At 40.8% G+C, this 20,576-nt stretch carries 17 protein-coding genes; 9 read left to right on the top strand and 8 right to left on the bottom strand.

The annotated features are described in order from the left end of the window. Positions 1–7 precede the first annotated feature (7 nt). The 8 genes from NEE14_RS04520 to NEE14_RS04485 form a co-directional block, all read right to left on the bottom strand. A complete protein-coding gene (locus tag NEE14_RS04520) occupies positions 8–3,355 on the bottom strand; it encodes a phage baseplate assembly protein V (protein ID WP_251968515.1) in 3,348 nt (1,115 codons plus the stop codon). 17 nt (positions 3,356–3,372) lie between these two features. Next, positions 3,373–3,861, bottom strand: coding sequence for a hypothetical protein (locus NEE14_RS04515; RefSeq protein WP_251968514.1), 489 nt, complete (start codon positions 3,859–3,861; stop codon positions 3,373–3,375). 27 nt (positions 3,862–3,888) lie between these two features. Further along, positions 3,889–4,296: a type VI secretion system tube protein TssD gene (gene tssD, locus NEE14_RS04510; protein WP_251968513.1), complete on the bottom strand. Its 408-nt coding sequence runs from the start codon at positions 4,294–4,296 to the stop codon at positions 3,889–3,891. A 106-nt stretch (positions 4,297–4,402) separates the two neighbouring features. Then, positions 4,403–4,801 carry a type VI secretion system tube protein TssD gene (gene tssD / locus NEE14_RS04505; protein ID WP_251968512.1) on the bottom strand — a complete coding sequence of 133 codons (399 nt, stop codon included), beginning with the start codon at positions 4,799–4,801 and terminating at the stop codon, positions 4,403–4,405. A gap of 45 nt (positions 4,802–4,846) precedes the next feature. Continuing rightward, positions 4,847–5,239, bottom strand: coding sequence for a type VI secretion system tube protein TssD (tssD, locus tag NEE14_RS04500; RefSeq protein ID WP_251968511.1), 393 nt, complete (start codon positions 5,237–5,239; stop codon positions 4,847–4,849). A 43-nt stretch (positions 5,240–5,282) separates the two neighbouring features. Then, positions 5,283–6,653, bottom strand: a complete 1,371-nt coding sequence (locus NEE14_RS04495; protein ID WP_251968510.1) for a DUF5458 family protein — start codon at positions 6,651–6,653, stop codon at positions 5,283–5,285. A gap of 25 nt (positions 6,654–6,678) precedes the next feature. Next, the gene (locus NEE14_RS04490; protein WP_251968509.1) at positions 6,679–7,143 is read right to left on the bottom strand and encodes a hypothetical protein; all 465 of its coding nucleotides are present in this window, start codon (positions 7,141–7,143) and stop codon (positions 6,679–6,681) included. Between the two features lie 72 nt (positions 7,144–7,215). Further along, the gene (locus NEE14_RS04485; protein WP_251968508.1) at positions 7,216–9,654 is read right to left on the bottom strand and encodes an AAA family ATPase; all 2,439 of its coding nucleotides are present in this window, start codon (positions 9,652–9,654) and stop codon (positions 7,216–7,218) included. A 457-nt stretch (positions 9,655–10,111) separates the two neighbouring features. On the opposite strand from NEE14_RS04485, the gene NEE14_RS04480 reads away from it, so the two are divergent. The 9 genes from NEE14_RS04480 (at position 10,112) to NEE14_RS04440 (ending at position 20,574) form a co-directional block, all read left to right on the top strand. Then, entirely contained in the window at positions 10,112–11,656 is a 1,545-nt protein-coding gene (locus tag NEE14_RS04480; RefSeq protein ID WP_251968507.1) for an agmatine deiminase family protein, read from the top strand. Between the two features lie 831 nt (positions 11,657–12,487). Continuing rightward, on the top strand, positions 12,488–13,768 hold the full coding sequence (locus NEE14_RS04475; RefSeq protein ID WP_262922391.1) for an SPFH domain-containing protein: 1,281 nt from the start codon (positions 12,488–12,490) through the stop codon (positions 13,766–13,768). Positions 13,769–13,789: 21 nt separating this feature from the next. Next, on the top strand, positions 13,790–14,500 hold the full coding sequence (locus NEE14_RS04470) for a hypothetical protein (protein ID WP_251968505.1): 711 nt from the start codon (positions 13,790–13,792) through the stop codon (positions 14,498–14,500). Between the two features lie 11 nt (positions 14,501–14,511). Continuing rightward, complete coding sequence (locus NEE14_RS04465; protein ID WP_251968504.1) at positions 14,512–16,452, top strand: hypothetical protein; 1,941 nt, start codon at positions 14,512–14,514, stop codon at positions 16,450–16,452. Between the two features lie 11 nt (positions 16,453–16,463). Then, positions 16,464–17,378, top strand: a complete 915-nt coding sequence (locus NEE14_RS04460) for a hypothetical protein (protein WP_251968503.1) — start codon at positions 16,464–16,466, stop codon at positions 17,376–17,378. A gap of 6 nt (positions 17,379–17,384) precedes the next feature. Continuing rightward, positions 17,385–18,410 (top strand): hypothetical protein, encoded by a 1,026-nt coding sequence (locus tag NEE14_RS04455; protein ID WP_251968502.1) that lies wholly within the window; start codon positions 17,385–17,387, stop codon positions 18,408–18,410. Between the two features lie 3 nt (positions 18,411–18,413). Then, complete coding sequence (locus NEE14_RS04450; RefSeq protein WP_251968501.1) at positions 18,414–19,394, top strand: hypothetical protein; 981 nt, start codon at positions 18,414–18,416, stop codon at positions 19,392–19,394. Positions 19,395–19,509: 115 nt separating this feature from the next. Next, complete coding sequence (locus NEE14_RS04445) at positions 19,510–19,650, top strand: hypothetical protein (RefSeq protein WP_251968500.1); 141 nt, start codon at positions 19,510–19,512, stop codon at positions 19,648–19,650. A gap of 15 nt (positions 19,651–19,665) precedes the next feature. Continuing rightward, the gene (locus tag NEE14_RS04440) at positions 19,666–20,574 is read left to right on the top strand and encodes an AEC family transporter (RefSeq protein WP_251968499.1); all 909 of its coding nucleotides are present in this window, start codon (positions 19,666–19,668) and stop codon (positions 20,572–20,574) included. Positions 20,575–20,576 lie beyond the last annotated feature (2 nt).

Raw genomic sequence — 20,576 nt, 5'->3', positions numbered from 1 at the left:
TTTTGGATTAAATACTACTGAGTAATCTCTTTAAATCAGTTATTATTTGACTTAAATCTCGAGAGGCATCATAGGGGTGAACCGTGTTGTTTAAGAACTGCAATGTTGTCCCTGCGTCATCTGAAAAAAGGATTTTTCCGTCTTCAGATTTGTCCCAGACATATTGATCGAACATACCTTCAGTACCGGCCGCCTTATTGAAAAATTTCATTCGCTCGCTGTTTAATTTCCTATTGAGCTGTTCTGCTTCTTCGACTTCGATTTGAAGCAAATTGCTATTGGAAAAACTTCTCCAATCATTATCCGAGTAAGAATTGGGAGAACCAGTTAATGTGATTTTCCGATAAAGATTACTTCTTTGGTCATCAATAAGCCTCCTTAAAATAGCGAATACAGCTTTCCTTTTATTTTCTGTGTCGATGGTACTATTGTTATCCACTACTTGTTGTTGGTTCCCTCGCTTTTCATAACATACTGGATTGTAGCAATCTTTTATAAGAATTTTTATATTATCATCATTGACCACCTTTTTTATCGCAGGAGAAAGATTTTTGGTCTTATTTTTCCAAACAGTATCTTCCAATGTGTTAGGTATGTATTTTTCTGCCACTTTTACAAATATGTTATAAACCCGAATTGGATCTTGGTTTGGGTTTATAATATTATGTTTTATAGATTCGATCTTGTTTTTGTTTTTCACTTTCGTATATAAAGTATCCCAATTTGGTTCTGCTTTAGGTCGTATTTCCCTAGGCAAATCATCGAACACTATACCATAGGTATTTTCCTTATCTATTAGGTCGAGATATACTTTTTTGTGCGCTTCAAATATAGCTTGGATGAAATTGACAGCCTCGTTCAACAAGTTATAAATATGTGGACTATAAATGGTTGTCGCTCTGGAAAATTCTTCTCTAAGTGTTAAACCTATGGATTTATAGTTGGAGAATTTGCTTATTAAATCCCGGTTCAAGACGTTAGTTTCACCTTTGCCTGCTTCCAGCCGCAGGTAGCGGTTGGATTTTATGAGTAAGGTGCCGCCCACAGGTCGCAGAAACGTTTCCATTACGCAACGGACGAGCTCCATGTCAATAATTTGAAATTTGCCGAGTAATGTATTTCCTGTGTCTTTAAGTTGGCTGAAAAACGAATGCCCTGTAAAGGGCCAAAAGTATGTTCCCTTGTTGATTCCCGACTCGATTGTTACATTATTACCTGCGGCAAGCGTAATGTTTTTTCCCTCAATCCGGATATTCCCATTTGGCGCGCTAATCTTGATGCCGGTAAAGGCGTTGATGCTTACGCTTCCCAAAGGGGAGTCGATAGAAATAGCTCGCTTGTTGGACGACATGGAAATGGAGTAGAGGCCATATTCATCCGTAAGCTCGATGCCTCCGGTTGCTTTTTGCATACTTTTCGAACCATCGAATTTCAATACGGGTACAAAACTGTTGATCGTACTCCACAACGGGGAGAGGCTTAATGCGTCGTACCCTTTTTTGTTGTCTGTGAAAATGATCGAGTGGCCGTTGCGGGAAGATATGGAACGCATGTTGTTTTTCTTATAAGTGTACGATGGTTTCCGGTCTGCCGAATAGAGGAGCCCTTCAACATAGGGCTTCTCGATGTTTCCGTTCTCGAAGTTGACGATCGCCTCGTCTCCATTCTCAGGGATGAAATTGAAGCCGCTGTCTTCCGATGCCATAGGAAGGGCTATGCGTATCCAAGGAGAAGGGTCATCTTCATCTTTTTGCCAAGGGAAGCGAACACGAACCCGGTTCATCCGCATCGGGTCGTTGTTGGCTGCGACAAATGCCCGTTGTGCGCTGACTGTACGGATTGGACTTACTGGGGCGAGAGGCGGATAAAATTTTTTAGAGACTTTCGGTAGTATCTCGATTTGAACGGATTCCGTGTCTGATGTGATTTCGCCATTGATTCGGACGACGATATACGAAGTACCTTCGAACGTGACCTCCGCTCCCAAGGAGAGCTTTTCGTAAAAATTCTCTCTCAGGTCGATAAAGGCGCGCCCTTGTTCTGCTTGCTTCATATTCTGTTCAATCTCCGTATAGAAAGTCTGGCTGAAGGGCTCCTGTTCCGATGAGACGGTCGTGCTGTAAAGATGGATATTATCGCCGTCTAGCCGTTCCTTGTATTCTGCGCTTTGAGACTCTCCTTCTTTCTTATTCTCTGGGAAAAATTCATCCTCATATTTGTCGTTGGCATCGGTGGAGGCATATGAACTACTTGAAATTGTCGCAGCTTTTGTAGTTATGAATGTTTCGGTCATATCCAGCAGCGTTTTCTCATTCAGCATTTCTGAGACCGTTGAAACCGCGAAAGCACCGGGCATTAGGGCGAATTCCTCCATGCTTGTATATTTGTTCTTGGGAGGAATGGGCGTCAGATTCTCGTCACTCGCAATCTCTGAGTTCACGTTGAGGGAGGAACTGATGTTGTTTCTTGGACGATTTTTATAGTTCTTTTCCGAGTTAACATCCAGATAATTGTAGTTATCGTGCACGACTCCGATCTTATTGTTTTCCCAAGCGGAGTAGATGGATTGTGAGAACCGTGCTGCAGCATATTTGTCAATTGAAAAACTGTCGCTTGGTTTCCATCCGAAATGGAATTTACCATTCTCATAGAAAAAGAATTCTCCGCAACGGCTCATAACCCTCACGAGGAAATCGAGGAAACTTTCGTTGTATTGCACCAGATAGGGTTGGATGTATTCCTTGCTTGTTGTTTCATCGGAAGAAAGGTGTTGGGGAGCGTACATGATCAGGCTGGTATCTATTTTCTTGCCTGTTTCGCTGTCTGTCGTTTCTGTCGTTCCTTGTTTTTTTGAATAATCTTTCGTGATTTCATCCGGCAATTGGTTCGGCCAATTCTGCTTGTCACTTACGATATCATGAAGGAGTTTTTTACCGGTATAAGCCTTGCAATACTTGTCGAGAGCGAGATATTTATCAGGGCTATAAGCGACTATAGTCAAGTCTATGGCGCTGGTCGACTCGCTCTTGATTTCCGGTTGGATGTCGAACAAATGGTATTTGATCGCAATGTTTTGTGATTTCTTCTCTCCACCAAACAAGTTAATATAGGTATTTTGGAATTGCTTAAAAATATCTGTGATATTTGGTCGTGATTTACCGCTCAGATGGAGTTTGAAGCGGACGACTCCTGGCTGATAAACTGCTTTGGCAAAATGAATCTCCAATAATTTGCACGTAAGAGATATACCGCTAATATTGATTTGGGCGGAAGCGTTTCCGACTTTGTCGTAAGTCAGACTCAAGAAAGTATTGCTGTCACTGCTTTTACATATATCTAATGTGTAAGTTGCCATAATCTTTTCTATGTCGTTTAGAAGTTGATGTTCAATGTTGTTTTCATATTGCCGCTTCCGACATAAGTGATTGATTTCGTCAGAAACTCGACATCTGTCATCATCAGATTAGCGGTTGCTTTTGAGGTTTGGGGACCTTCGCCATAGGATTCGTCAACACTAATCACGAACCCAGTTATGATTAGGGCGCTATCGTAATCGCTTAGCGTGTTTTCCCCATTCTCGTCCATCCGAAAGGTCGCGTTAAAAACGATCGAGAAGCTTGAGTCGGTATTCTCATCCAGCCGTTTGTAAACCTCTTTCAGGTAACCGTCCGGTAATGATTTGATCAGGAACTTTAAAACGGTTGTTTGTGTCGGGCCATAGGGCATTCCCATGTTGTTTCTCTTCCGGGAACATTCGTAGTTGAATTGTTGTAGCGTGAATCCCTGTTCTTTTTTGACTTTGATTTCACTGAAGTCGTCGAAAAAGAGGGTTGCTTTGATATAATTTGAGATATTTTGCATACAAGACCTAAATTGGATGATTCGCTTTTATTGGAATGTTTTCTCGTCGATCTCCAGTTTTTCCATCATAATCCCCAGTTTGAGCTGATGGCGATTGGTATCGTTGATATCATACGACTCTTCGATCGAGAAGCATTTTGCATCCTCGAATTTGAAAGTTCTCTCCGTTATGTCATATTTGGCCGATTGGTTGGCCAGATCAATTATGATTTTCCCGGAGAGCGAGGTTTGGTCGATGTACCATTCAAATAGCTCCAGGTCATTTTTACTTGGGGCAATGACAGATAGGATTACTTGATCACATCGCGGATCGCTATCGGGCATGTAGGCTTCATATTTTCTCGATACCTTAACCTGGCATCGGACTACTTGATACATTTTCGTATAATTACCAGAGGCGTTATCCCCAATATATAAGTTCGCGAATAAGGACATAGCGATATCTTTTTAGTTTGGTTTATAGAATCATTTCCCCGGCAAACGATAAGTTTGCCGGGAAATAATGGGGCGTGAAGCCTCTTCTTTATATGGAGTCCAATTTTTATTTCCAAGGATTTTGGAAGTCGACAGGACCGTTCTTCAGCTCTTGGCAAACGATTTGCAGTTGCTCAAAGTGCTCTTCGCCGTCTTCCCATTTTTCCAGGTAGTGTACGCAATAGCATCCAGTGCCTTCCAGTTCCTTCATAGTAGAGCCGTCGATTGTATTATAGAAGGTGATCTTTATATCGCGTGGATCATTCGGAGAGAGCATCCATTGTAATAATTGGTTGTTGCCATCGTTCATGGCCTTGACGCGAATATCGATACGTCCACCTCTAGGAATACCAGAGATTTGACCTTCACGATCTGTAGTTTGTGAAAACGCGTAGTCAATCATCATGACCTCACGAGTCTCGAAATCTTTTACCGATAATTGTACCGGTGTGATATTTTCTGCCATAGGTTTTCAATTGTTTTAAATTAGACATTACATTTTGCTTAAGGCTTAAGCCCAATCATTTTCAAAAATGACAGATTCGAATTCAATCTTTTGACACGTGATTTCGATCTCTTCGAAATGACCTTTCTTATCTTCCCATTTTTCCTCGAAATTGACACAATAACCATTCGTGAATTTAATAGTCTTCATATTTTTTCCAGTTTTTGTCTCGAGGAAAGTGATTACACCATTCTTTGGTAAATTACGCTCTACCATCCATGCAAGCAGATCAGGAGTACCATCATTCAAGGCTTTAACACGGATATTGATTTTACCGCCACGTGGAATACCGGACATTTGTCCTTCTACATCAGTCGCTTGGTCAAACTCATATTTAACCATCATGACTTCTCGTTCCTTATAGCCATCAACTTCTAATTTTACGGGTGTCTTTGCCATAATTATACGTTTAAAAAATTAGTAATTCTAGTTAATTAATATGTTATGCCATTTGGGCATCTTTGTCTTTTTTGTCAGCCGAAACTTTGATGATGAAGTTCTTTGCCGAGTAGAAAGGCGTCAGGCTGATGTCGCAAGTGATACGTTTTGTAATTGGGTCTTGCGTCGGTTCCTTGATCTCATAGTTTTGGAACAAGTTACCATAACCCTTATAGTCATTTAGGAATGCTTGGATCTTTGCTTTCAGGTTCTTTGGAGAATTATACGGATCCCAATTTTCAAGGGCAACTTCATGCACGTAGTTCATCAAGACCTTCTTAACCCAGTCGAATACGCGAACGATCGGATACTCTTTCATGGCCGTATTGTCACCATTGTAAAGAGTGGTGTTGTTGAAGGCCATAACCCGTCCTTCAGAATAAACCATAGGAATTACCTGGTTATCCATCAAAGCCGCGATCTCAGATTTCAGCAGGTCGAGTTTGACGCCTTTGACGCCATCCAATGTTCCGTATTTCTTACCGCCTGCACCTTGTGCCATGTTTGCACTCTCGTCATATAACTTACCGGCCAACGCACCCGATCCATAAACATAGAATGCAGGAGTATCTTTTTCGTCTTCCGACATTTTCTCGGAATCACGACCGACAAGCCAGTTCGCTGTCATGATCACATTTTGTAATTCGATATCGCTATCATGATACCATTCTGTATTTGAGTAAAGATCGTCGAACGAATATTCGTCTGCATGGTCAGTAATCAGCATGACTTTATATTTGAAAGCGATCTTCGCCCATTGTAACAGTGTAGGCTTGTCTTGGAAAACATTACCCGGAACAACCAGTAGGCTGTAGCAATCCTTTAGGCTCAAACGATCGAAACCATTCCGTAGTAAAACCTCTACTTCATGCGCGAAGCCTGAGTCATTGTCTGCTATATCGTCTTTATAGACGTTAATCAAGCGCAGGTTTTTTACTTTATCTGTATTGGCATTCTTGAAGAAACCGTCGAGTGCCCGATAAGAACGTTCCAAGTTGGCTGTAGCATAAAGCGCGTCAGTGATACCTTGGCTTAATACCTTCGTGTATTTCTCTTCTTTTTCTTTACATGCGTCGGCAAACTCGGTAGCGCTCTCATGCTCCTCGTCGAGGATCTCGAGCCAACCCTTGATGTCGTTAATCAGGTTTTCCCTCTTTTCCTTGAAACGTTTATCTGACAAGAAGACTGCTTTTGCAGCCTTACGTGCAGGATTCAGGTTGTCTGCGTCGGGCATGAAGCCGCGAACAGCATTAAAACCTCCAAAGGCTGATAACAACTGTGATATGTCTTTTGACGGTTGCTTGGGTTTTGCTTCGCCTGCGCCTGAAGCTGCTTGCGACGCTATGTTACTTTTTTGTAATTCTGTTTCTGCCATGATAATTTAATTTTTATTCGTGTGGTTATTTATTATTTTCAAGTTCCTCGAGCATAGCTCGTAACATCTCTTTCAGTTCCTCTTTTGCTGAATTGTCTTTTAGGATATCCCTAAGCTTACGATTTTGCTCAATACTCTTCCTGATCTTCGCGTTGGTATCAATTTTTTTCTTGATGCCAGAAAGGAATTGACTGTTCTCAACCAATCTTCCTTTGCCACCTTGCGCTTCAAAATCACGTAGTTCACTGAAATGAAGGACCTCGTTGACTGATCCGCCTTCCTCATCAATGAAATCAACTTCAACTGAAGGTTTGAAGTGTGCGAACGCGTCGTTTATTGTTCGGATATCTTCAACGAATTCAGGGTTTCCTGGTTCAACGTTTGATGTGTATTGGTCAATCATCAGCGTTTTGTTGTTATCAATAGGGTTGACTTTCGCATTGGATTCTTCATCTGGAGCCATCGAGATGAAATTCTCTTTCATTGCCATAATTCAGTCTTGTTTTTTAATGATTCTATTTTACTATTCTTAATTCTTATTTATGTGTTAATACGTATAATGTTACTTTACCACAAATTCAGGTACGCCTTCTTTCATCTGGACCTCGACCGTATTGCCCGACTTGATTTTGCCGGAGATGATCAGTTTCGATAATGGATGGCGAAGCTCTTTTCGGATAATACCGATGACGGGACGTGCGCCGTATTGCGGATTGTAGCCCATCATGGCAATTTGCCGTTTGACATCCTGGCTAATTTCAAGCTTGATTTCTTGCTCTTCCAATAGTTTGAGTAATCCTTTCAAATGAATGTCGAAGATTCGTGTGACGGTCTCTTCCGTGATCGGCGAGAAGGGAACTATTTCCGTCAATCGACCGAGAAACTCAGGCCTGAAATAGTTCTGCATGATCTCCATCAGATCGTTGTTTTGGGGAATTGTTCCCTTGTTAAACGAGTCGACGATAAATTGGCTACCAATATTGGAAGTGAATAGAATTAATGCGTTTGAGAAATCGCCCACACGCCCAAGACGATCGTGTAGTTTCCCTTCGTCAAGTATCTGTAGGAACAAATCGAATACAGACTTATGTGCCTTCTCAATTTCGTCGAACAGGACGACCGAGTAGGGTTTTTGGCGGATTTTGTTTACCAATAAACCGCCCTCTTCATAACCAACGTAACCTGGAGGCGCTCCGTAAAGTAGAGCTACGGAATGTTCTTCCTTAAATTCTGACATATCAAAGCGGATAAGAGCTGATTCGTCTTCAAACAGGAAAGCTGCCAGCGCTTTTGATAGTTCTGTTTTACCGGTTCCTGTCGGTCCAAGAAAGAAGAAGGAACCCATTGGTTGTCCTTTCTTGTTCAGGCCCGAACGTGATTCGAATACGGCGTCCAGTACGATTTTTACGGCATGATCCTGACCGACGACCCGTTTCTTCAAGGTTGTCTCTGCATTGATTAACCGATCTCGCTCTTTTGATTGCACTTTCCCTAAAGGAATACCGGTTTGTTTCGCAATAACGGCAAATAGATCTGCACTTAAGAGCGTTGTTCGTTTCTCTTGGCTCAGTTTTCCCAGTTGATCGAGTGTTTTCTGGAGGTAATCAATGCGCTCCTTTACTGTTACGATCTTACTGAAGTCAACATCGGCATCCAATTGGGCCATTAGGATACAACTGACTTGGTTCATTAACTTGTAATGCAGCCATTCAAGTTCCGTCATTAATTGACTGTCTTCTTCGTTACCTTGTTGGTCGGACAATGTTGATAGTTCTTCCTTGAGAAGAGAGATATCGTTGGTAGACATGTCGTTCATCATTTTGACGAGAGCCATTGTTCGATCAATCAAGTCGAATGCAGAGTCTGGTAGTGCCTTTTCTGTCAGGTATCGTTTAGCCAGACGTATAGCTTCTCTCATGACAGGTTCCTCTATTCCTAAATGATGATATTCGGAATAGGAGCCCAGTGCGCCTTTTAATATGCGTAAACAGAGATTTGCATTTGGTTCTTCAAGAGTGATCTTCTCGAGCTTCGTGACAAATTCCTTGTCTGTTTCTATATTCTTTGTATAACCGTCGATCGAGGCTGTACAAAGCAGAAGTAAACCTCCTTTTGCCAATTCTTGCTTGAGAATAGCTGAGGCGCCATAAAGATTACTTTGTTTATCGAATAATTTGTCAATCGACTCAATAATCAGTATGGCATTGGGCTGTTCCTTGATTTCACGGATGAGATTCTTGAAACGGTCCTCCAGTTCTCCTTTGTAGGAGGCGTCGGCACCAATACCTGCGAGATCGAGTTCGTAGGCGCTCGCATTGTCGAGGAAAGAGGGGATGTGTCCTTCATTCAATCGCTTGACAAAAGCGTTTATCAGTGCTGTTTTTCCGACACCAGCTTCACCCGTGATCAACAAGTTTGATTTCGTCTTACGTCCAAGAATCTCGAAAATGGTCGATATCTCATTTTCAAAACCGACGACAGCTCCAATCTTTCCATTACGAGCCTCTTCGATTTTGTTGATACAGTATTTACTGATAAGACCATCGTTCTTGGATGGCCCTTTGGAGTTTGTGCTGTTCGCAGGCGTAGAAGCGGATGGCTGTCCAATTCGTTCGCATATCTCTGCAGCGTTGAGCGGCAGGGTTTTTAATTGCTCGAATGTGAATCCGACTCCGGGTGTTACCAACGAGGCCAATACACAGACCGGCTCGCGTTCGCTCATTCCAAATTTTTCCTTGTAGGCGTCGGCCTCTTCCATGACCGCTATCGCATCCTCAGAATAATCAAGGTCTTTCAGGGGCCTTGGTGCTCGTGGAGATAATTGCATCTGTACGTCGGCCCATTCTTGAAGATAATAATAATCCTTGTCAAGTTCACTCTCTATGAAATGAACCAGGCCCATACTTTTGTGTAGAACGGCCTTGAACAGGTGAGATGGGTAAATCGCGTCACTGCAATATTCTTCTGCGAAGGAATTTGCTATGTCTTTAAAGTTGTTCATTGTATTTTGGGTTGAACAAGTTGAACAAATAATTATTAGCTATTTGCAAATATAAAAGAAATATTGGAATATTCATAAAGTAATTTGTCTAATTTAAATTATTGCTGAAATACGCCGGCTTTTCTTTCAAATCTAACGTATATCAAAAATGATACCCTTGAGGATTGAAAATGATCCTCGTTTATTTTGACGAGAGAAAAATGATACTAAAAAAGAAGGTGTGCGACAATCGAAATATGTATTAGAATATAATTCTTCTGCTTCAAATACTCCGAGGATATTAAGTACCATAGAGACTGAATATGCACCGCAAGTACTGTCTAAATCGTCCTATTTGAGCTAAAATATCACGTCTTAAGCAAAATAAATGACGATTTCGTCAATGCTTTAAGTGAATTCTTTGTAAATTAGTGCATTATTTGATGTTGGAAGATTAATGTATAAAGTATAAATATAAATGATAACAAAACTCAAAGAATTAATGTCTCTGAATGCTGAAATGAGTTCAGAAGAGATAGAATTGCGGTTTACTCAAATAGCTAAATTACTCTTTGAAAATTTTGCGATACAAAAGGGAGAAAAAATCTATCTTTTCAAAGAGATTGAGTTTTATTTCTATAATAAGCATCATCGTGACATCATCACTCATCCTCGTTTTTCTGAATCTTTGTGTTGGTATATAAACGATTTTGGAGGGATTGATTTTAATTTTTCAAGTGAGATTTGCAAAATTGATGAGACTGACTCTCATGGAAAAAAGGTAAAGAAGTACATATTGGATGACAGCTCTTGTTTTGGAGGTATTTTGATCCGCCAGTTAATCAGCGAGGATAAACACGAAATTTTAGAAGGACCTTGGGCTTGTGCAGAGCTGTTCAGACTCCATCATGCGATTGAACAGGACTATAATTTTCCTATTCTTGTAGAGCACAATAACGGTATGATTGGATATATTTGTAGACCCAGATTAAATCTTCTAACTGGTAAGCAGACTATCGAAAAGAAAGTGGATTATATACTTGGAGATTATCTATCGTATCCTGACCGGGAGGATTTATACGAGGAGTTTTCCAACTTTAAGGATAAGCGATACAGATATTTGCGGTGTGACCAGTTGCTACATGACAGTGAAACAAATGAAGTCTATTTGTCACCCTGGCTGAAGGATAAGCAGGAAGGACATCCAGAATTTTATCAGCGCCTGACTAATCTTCTGAAGAATTGCGGCATAGAGCCCATAGAGTTGAAATACACCAAAGATTATTGGGTACGCGACTATATGCCTATTCAGTTGAATGAGAACGAATTCTTGAAGTATCAATATTATCCTGATTATCTGATGAAGAGCAATAATCCAGAGGATGCTGGAACACGAACTGAATGTACTAACGTACTACGTGGAATGGAGATAAATTGTCGTTCAACAAAGCTAATAATTGACGGCGGAAATATGGTCCCATGTGGACCTTATATTGTGATGACGGATAAGGTGTTTATCGAGAATGGTAAAGAAAAAGAGGATGCAGTGTTCAAAGCGGAGTTAGAGTCAGAACTTGGGCATCCAGTGATTATAATTCCATGGAAAATGCACGGTGACTTTAATGCTTGTGATACTGATAAGTACGGTCATTCGGATGGGTTTGTCAAATGGTGTGGTGGCAACCGTATCCTGATGGGCAATCATGGAGATCAATACCCGGAAGAAGCTGCTGCTATCCGACACATCCTTGAAGAATATGGCTTTGAAGTCACAGAGATGCGATTTGCAGATAAGGTGTCTTCTCAGCGGAGCGACCTGAATTGGGCTTACATCAATTTCCTGCAAGTCGGTAACAAGATTATCATGCCAATATTCAATATTAAAGAGGATGTTATTGCTTGGCAATATATACATGAAGCATTCCCTGATTGCGAGATTCATCAAATTGAAATGGCTGAAGTAGCCGAAGAAGGTGGGGCCCTACATTGTATCAGCTGGAATATTAGACGATGGAGTGTATAGGTATATTGAGAGATTATATCATTCTTTACTAATTAATTATATATAGATATGAATTCTGTCTTAGCCTAAAAAGGTTGACTGTTTTTACATTAAACCTGAAGTCAGTAGACTTCTTTATTTTATCTCTATAGTTTGTCATAAACTACTTCTTCATCCTTGCTTAGTGATAAAGCCAAGAGGATTTCATGGGCATCTTTATGACGCCGACTTATGTATCCAAAGATAAGCATTCATTTGAAACAAAGTTATCCGGTTGTAGATTTTTTTATAACAGTATCTCTATAACTGGTCCATCCTTTCTTAATTTCACCTGTATGTGTAGCGACTTCCTTTGGTGTCATCATATTTATACTCATATATTTGTAATAAGCCTGCTTTGTTACATCAAGTAGTACATAAAGATCTCCCATATGATATCTGTGACTGTTCTTTGTGTGCAGGTCCAATACTACTTGGCTCCAGATTTTTTCGTATTCGAATCTTGAAGTGGCGTTCAGCTATTATACAGTTCTGCTTTAATCTCCTCATTGGACTCTGTATGGGGCTCCCAGCTGTAGACTGCAAAGATAGCCAGTCAGCGCTTAATTGTAACATAACTGAGCGAAAATGTTCGTGATATATGTCCGATACTATAACCTAATTCAGTATAAAGACGGATCACTTCCGAATAATATCGCTCCTTCTTCCGTGTCTTATTCTCTTTCATGACATTTTAAATTCGTCAACTTTTTTTCAGTCAAAGACAATTAATTGATTATTATTTGTTCAGACTTAAATATTTTCCTATATTTGTAATATGTGTTATTATTGTTAATATTAAATTCTACTACAATGGCTATAATTGATAGTGTTAGGTGGGCGCCTCAAGGTGATGAGACTATCTATGCATGGCGTTACCCTGAGACTAATCTGAGTACTTACACTCAGTTGATAGTCGCAGAATCCCAAGAAGCGGTATTGTTCTCAAAAGGTAGAATAATTGCCAAGTTCGGTCCAGGAAAACACACTCTGAATACAGAGAACATTCCTATTTTACGTTCTTTATACGGATTGCCTTTTGGTGGTAAGAATCCGTTCACAGCAGAAGTCTGGTTTGTAAATAAACTGCAACCATGTAATATTGAGTGGACTGCCAGTAGTATGTCAATACACGATGTTGACTACAATACCCAGTTACCTTTAAAGGTATCCGGGCAGTATGGTCTTAAAGTGGTTGATGCGGAGAAGTTCCTCATAAAGATAGTTGGTACGAAAAGCCAGTTTACGGAATATGATCTTACTGAACACTTCGCCGGAGAATTTAATACCAAGTCAAAGTCGGCCATAGTGCAGTATATGATGAATAATCGTATAGGTTATAAACAGATTTCAGCTTTTCTTGACACTATATCAGAATATCTTAAAGGTGTAATGTCTGCTTTTTGGAATGAATATGGTTTAAGTCTCCTGAAATTTTATGTCACTTCAATTGACATAGATGATTCCACTATTGAAGGCCGTAGAATTAAAGACGCTATATCACGCCAGAGTTCAATGTCTATTACCGGTCATACTTGGCAACAGGAACAAATTTTTGATACAGCTAACAATGCCATCGGAAATCTTGGCTCTGGAAACGTGGGACTGCTTGGCGGACTTCTTGCCATGAACATGATGAGCAATATGGGAGGTGGCATGAGTTCCAGAATGATGCAGCCACAATACAATCAGCCTACATTCGGTGGAAACCAGAATCAGGGATCTGCTTCAGGTATGAGTGGACCTCAACCTACCATGGGTGGTCATGCTGAGAAAATGGTGTATTGCTCAAATTGTGCGAAGAAATTCCCGAGTACAATGAAATTCTGTCCGCATTGTGGAGATCCTTACAATCCGTGTCCTCACTGTGGTACAGACAATGATTTGAATGCCAAACGATGTATTAGTTGCGGTGCGCCGTTGCAGTCCACAGAATCTTTTTGTCCTTATTGCAATGCTCCCCTTACTCCGGGTAGTTCATTTTGTGGAAATTGTGGAAAACAGGTTATCACGAGTGATACGTGTAGCCGGTGTGGAGCCACATTTCCTCCAAACGCAAAATTCTGTCCGAGGTGTGGAAATAAACGTTCATAATTGTTCATAAAACTTTTCATTATGAATACAAAAGATATCTTATCATGGCTGGCTTTGGTGTTGGGAGCTGCCATTATCATAGGTTTATTTTTCATTTTTCTGAAAGATATGCCTGACGATTTGTTTGTGCTTAATCTTTGTGTTTCTCTTTTAGTCTATGCACTGTTTTATGTCGATGTGCTTGTTCCGTGGGTGGATTGGCGAGATAAATCTAAAAGCCGTATAGGTTCCATAGGTCTAAGGTGGACTGTGACGTGGATATATGCCATTCTAGCCATTGGCTCTATGGTTGTGTGCAACACGATTTTTAATGTTGGGTTTTCCGCACAATTGATAATACATGGAATGCTCTTGCTGATACTCATATTAGGTATATCAGGAGCTTTGCATGCTTCTGATAAGGTTACTTCTGTTTATAATAAAGAGATGGCAGCGCAAAAGGGGATAACTGAAATGCGTCGTGCTTTTGGTGAACTAAAACAAATGGTCTATAATTCCTCTAATATACCGCAAGAAGTTCGAAGCAAAATAGAGAAGATTGAAGAAGACCTTCGCTATATATCACCATCGGAACATCCTGAGGCAGCCGCTTTGGAAAAGCAATTTTCGGAGATGGTACGTGATTTCTGTATAAATGTCAACAGCTATTCTGAGAACAGTGACAGAGTTATGAGTTTGCTTGAAAAAGTTGATTATATTTTAAAAAGTAGAAAATCAATATATTCACTTTAAAATCTAATTCTATGTACGGTAAAATTTTTCCAGAGTCTGGTAGTATTTATCAAGACCAGGCCAAAATTCTTTTTGACTATTATCAGCAGGCTGCCGAAAGAATTGTAGCAGAGGAGGAGCGTATTGAAAAGGAAATACGCATACTTGAAGAAGATAAGGTGATGCTTGAAAAAGAAATTTCCGGTTTGTGGGTGTGGTTTCTTACCATAATCTTGTTCTTTGTATATTTTATCAAGAAAAACGGACTTCAGAAAAAGGTTGACGAGATTGATTTACGTATCAATGAGTTCAAAAAGCAGCATAATGAAATTTTTAGGGACTATAAAGTTACTAAATTGGGAGTAGCTTATGTTCCTATTGCAGAGCAAATGAGATATGCTGACAAGAGTTTTATTGTCGATTATACGGGATGTGTACAGGAGTCGGAACTGACTATGCAATTGTCACGCCGTAATGATTTGCTCATTGAAACTATTGGCAAGCTTGAACAGTTGTTTGGTGAGGCTCCGATTGTTGAATCTTCTGACGAGACAGAAACTATTGAGACAGATGATTATTCAACATCAATCCAGGAGTTAAATCAGCATAATTATATAGGAAACATGGAGCGTTCCTTGCGTACCATTGCCTATTGTATGGAGGACCTTGATACCACTTCCGTGTCGCTGCCTCTTGTACCAGAAGGAAGTGGTTATCAGCAGTTTCTGAATGATTTTGCCACACGAGAAATACCTGAGGACGCGCAAGTGGTTTCTGTGTTTGATAAGGAACGTTATGCCGACAGTATAGAGAAGTTTCAGGAACTTAATAAACTGAAAGATTCACTTTCTACAAAGACTCAGCAGTTTGAGGACGTGTTGAAGTCGCTTATGATGACAATGGCTAATTCCGTACAGGCTGTATCTGCATTGAAAATAGCTTCGGTTGATAAAGTTGTATTTGAGTCCAACAAACTTCTTTTCAATATACTGAAGGCCCCTTATAACCATTATTCCCCCATGTTGGAATTTGACGAGATTGAACGTATCAGAAACGAGAAATTTGATTACGGAGAGGATATACAGAATTATGAGCCGTTTAAATTGAAGCAGAGTTCACGTGTGAAGTTTAACTTGTTAACAGGTATGTGGACAGCTGAAGATGGAAGTACAACGAACATGCCTTTTGGCGTCCATCAGATTTATGAAGAAATTGTAGCTCCTGTAGTGCAGAACCTTATGATGGAGAATAGGATAGAACGTCTTAAGATTTACAATCATATCAAGGACCAGAAGATAGATTACCTCAACAAGTGGCATCAGGATACGGACGCTTTTTATAGAGCGAATCGTGCTGAAAGTTCTGAAATTATAAATCTGATGCAGGAAAGCTTACGAGAATATGTGGCATCATACAATACACTCATTTCATTGAAACGTACAGAAGACAGCATGGCTAAGTCAAACGGAGAGCTTGACAGCACAGTGGTAAATGTAGTGGACAATACAGAAGAAACACTTGCGGCGTTTGAACTCCAGTCACAAGAATTCCAGAATACCCAGGCAAGTTTCGAGGATTATATGGAACGCCTGAAGGAAGACATAGACATGAAGGCAGAGAAGTTCGGCCACGTGGAATACTACGATGCGAAACTTCGCGATGGATATTCAAACGAGGTGGCAGTTGCCGCAAGCGAGATCCATAACCTGGACGAAAGGCGCAAGTTGTTGGCCGAAGTTAACCCGTTGTTGGCTAAAACATCTGAGCTTCTCCCTCGCCCTAATGTGGAAGATATCACTTTCGAACATATATCACTCAACCTCCCTGCAATGGCAAGAAATGTACTTGAAGAGCTTGAGGCATCTAAGGATGGTGCTGAAAATGATACCGAAAAATCCGAAGCAGCGGAATGTACAATTGATGGTGAAAAGCCTGTAGATTATTCTGCGTCGAAAGAAGAAAATAACGATTAAACACTTGAATCATGGCACGAATAGATTGTTTGATAGACACCAATCCGATGGCAAACGAAATGAGATCGGTGTCAAGAAATATTCAGGGAACAACAGTCGCCATTGTTGGAATGAAAGCTGCCGTGATCAAGGCAGAGCAAAATGCAGCCGACCATGTATGCAGAAATGTAAACAAAGGTTTTTATACGCTGATACATTCGCAGATATCACAGAAAATAGCTAAATTGCAGAGCGAGGTGGATTCCCATATCATGAAGCTGAACCAGCTTCGCAAACAGTTGCTTTCCATTAAGGAACGAATGGAAAGAGACTATGGAATGATATCACAGAGATATATCAAACTCTTCAATGGGCTTAACAAGAACCTTGAGCAGCGTGTTTACGAACTTGACAAGCCTATCATGGAATTTGCGATGAAAGACATTAATACCATATCCAATAGGAAAAAACACATGACAGCCACGGTACCCACGTCGCAGAAAGAATCACTGTCAATAAGCCAGAAGATACTTACTTCCAACATGAAGTTTCAGGGAATGAGAGTGATAGATTCCATGTCAAGGTTTCTGATGGATATGAAAAAGCAGGATGAACTGACTCAGAAAATCCTTCTGAATACATCATCTTTAGAAAAAGATGCTTGTTTGATGGTGCCAGTAATCATCAGCGAATCAAGGTATGACAAATACGGGAATACCCGTCTTGATGTAATTCCTCCTTCTGAAGGTCTTAGTGGAAAGGCTCAGGAAAGTATTTGCTCGGCGATTAGTATGGTAGCGATGAAATTCGATTGGCAGGAAGAATCGTTGAGTAACGAGATTAAGAGTGAATTTAGCAAATATTTGTCCTCATCATCAGCCCCGCAGCGAGTAAAGGATATGGCAAATAAACTCTTTTCCTCAAATAATGTCCAAACCATAAAATAAAGCAGCATGAGTTATAGTCGATCATTTTCCAAAAGAATAGCCATGCATTATTCCGGTACAGTGCATTATCCACCATCTAAGGATGGCGGCTCAGTTCCATTTAGCGGTACCGTATATGAGGATGTTCATGTTAATGTAGAAGTTGACACTTCTGCTTTTGACAACAGTGTAGGTGAATGCAACAATACGGTAGGAGTACTTACCGGTTCTGTAGTGGCAACAGAAGCTGCTCAGACCGCTTCCATCCGCGACAAGGCAATGCAGGTGGGAGATACCATTATAAATGGTTTCTTCAAAACTGTACGCTCTGAGATAAGCCAGCAGATAGTGGAGCTGAAGAACAGAATTGATGCTACATTACTTCACCTCAATGCCCTGTCAAAACGATGTGTTGAAAAACAGCGGCAGATGCAAAATGACTATCAGAGACTCACCGGACAGTATCTTAAGATATTTACTGACCTGAACAACGAATTGAAGAATCGTATATATGAACTCGACAAGCCTGCATTCCTGTTCAAGCAGGAAAGCGACAAGAGTTCGTATCATACGCTTAGTAGTGACATGGTAAGTACCGTAGCTGTGTCAGGAGCCGAAAGTAGCAGAGTAGAAGCAATGATAAGTGCATCAGTAGCAAAGAAAAGTGCTTTAAGAACTATAGGAGTTGTAAATGCTTTCCTTGACAAACAGAGAAAGACTGACAATATCCTGCATAACAGTATCCACAATGAGAAAATGGATGCTGTATATTATATCCCTGTGTGTTACATCGAGATAAATGGTAATGACAACCGTATTGACAGAAAGGTATATCATCCGCAGACGATTGGTACCATTAACGAAAAACTACTTCTCGAAAGTTTTAATAACATGGAAAATTGGAAGGACTTTTTTGGCGATAATGCCGAACAGATAAAGCTTAGTTTTAATGCAGAACTAAGCAGCAAATATCAAACTTCCGATGTCCATCAAGTGCGTGTAAGAGACTGTATGGTACGTATGTTCAACAATAATCTCATTAAAATGTTATAATTTATGAAAGAACTGAAAGAAATTCGTTTTAACGAAACAGATATAATGTTGCAGGATAACTTAGTAAGAGGATCTATCCTGCCGGAAAAGATTGCGGAACTGAACCGAAACATTATTTTCAAAGGGAATAATGTCGTAGAGGGACCGGTATATGCATATCGTCTTGAAGTTCGTGAAGGTGATCTTGATATACAGGGTTCGGTATTTGCACAGCATGAGCTGTATGTCAATTCTGACGCAAAAGGTAAGATTGAATTCAAAAAATGTGTCGGTTCTGCCAATTCCGTGGTCTCCAGGGCTTCTAATTGCAAATTGATGTTTTATTCAGATATAAATGCCAAATCTATATCTTTGAACAATGCTTTTGTGGCGGGAAGTCTATATGCCGACGATATAGTACTTGAAAATTGTGTGGTGATAGGTGGCGTATTTGCTACACAGGAGCTTAATTTGAGGAATTCTATAGTGGGAACATTCAATGCGCCAATTGTGAAAATCTCCGAAATAGTTAATCTGTTGTTGCCTAGTGCTTTCTCCATAGAAAGAATTTATTCAGCTGCTAATTCCAAACTCTATAATCTCAGTCTTGCCGATCTTGGTTCATTATACCGTGGAAAGCCTGAAGCTGCAGATTCCGGAAGAATAGAAATAAATCTTGAAGCAGACGAAGTGAAGAGTAAACTGGTGAATAAGGATGTCCAGAAGACTCTTCGAAGCTATACAGTGGTAGGGAAGGTTCTTGCGGCAGACCTTTTGGATACAGACAAATTCCAAAATCATTTTCTGTTGACAGCTGCCAGCCTTGGTACACAGCTGCTTAAGACTTATGATTTAGAAACAGATAATGGGAAAAGTATTCCTTTAACAGTAGAAAATATCCGTAATTTCTTTTTCCAAATCCTTACAGGCAAAATCCAGGTTCGTGACATGGACGGTAAGTTTGATATCTCACAGATAGCTGGGCCTTGGGCTGAAAAAAGTTGAACAAATCAAAATGTTATGAAAGTGTATTAGACACGGAAGAAGGAACGATATTATTCGGATAGGCACTGAATTTGTCTAGTCCTAAAATACTGTTATACCTAAAAGGAGTAACAGAATGAAAAAGAAAGAAAAGGAAGAATGCGATCTTACATCAATCATGAATACCCCATGTGAAACTATCGGTATGGCAAACCTGAAAACTTCATTTTCGTTTGTCTCTGCGCCCGGCATTCACTATCTTTGCGCGATTTTTTAAGGTAAGAAGATAACAATGGATGCAATCGTTACACAGATGATTATCCTGTTTATTCTGGTAATCGTCGGTTATTATTTGAGTAAGAAGAAGATGATGGATGCGGATTTCGACCGCAAACTTTCGAGAGTTGTTATTAACGTGACGTGTCCCAGCCTGATCCTTTCGTCGGTGATGGGCGACACGCTCCCCGACAAGGAGCTGATTCTTCCCCTGCTTGTGGTGGGCTTTTTCACTTATGTCATTCTGATTGGGGCCGGATTCCTGCTCCCGCGTTACTTACCCGTCAAACCGTCGGAACGGGGTATCTACAGTTTCATGCTGGCTTTTGGTAATGTGGGTTTCATCGGTTATCCGATCGTGGCTTCCATTTTCGGAGCCAGTGCGGTGTTCTACGCCAGCATCCTCAACTTTCCCAGTACGCTGCTGATCTTCGTGTTCGGAACCTTGTTCATCTCGGGAGGTGAGGGCAAGATGCGTTTCGACTGGAGCACGCTTTATTGTCCGCCCATGATAGCATCATATCTGTCCATTCTGATTGTGGTGACAGGCTGGGTTCCGCCCCGTGTCATCAGTACTCCGTTTATCCTGCTCGGAAACGTCACCGTGCCGGCTGCCCTGCTGATTATCGGTTCGTCGATTGCCCAGGTTCCCATCCGCCGGATGTTCGGCAATGTGGCCATCTATCTGATGTCGGCCTTGCGCCTGATACTGATTCCGCTGGTTATACTTTATCTCTCAAGGCTTTGTCAGGTCGACGAGGCTATTGCCAATATCAATGTCGTGTTGGCCGCCATGCCGGTGGCTTCGTATGGAACCTTGTTCTGCATCCAGTATCAGCGGGGTGAGATCATCATGGCTGAAGGCACATTCCTGACCACCTTGCTCTCAGTGTTGAGTATTCCGTTGCTGACGGCGTTTCTGTAGAT

Source organism: Parabacteroides sp. AD58 (assembly GCF_023744375.2).
GTDB classification, from domain to species: domain Bacteria; phylum Bacteroidota; class Bacteroidia; order Bacteroidales; family Tannerellaceae; genus Parabacteroides; species Parabacteroides absconsus.
The sequence above is the reverse complement of the archived record's forward strand: the minus strand, read 5'-3'. Positions and strand labels throughout refer to the sequence as shown.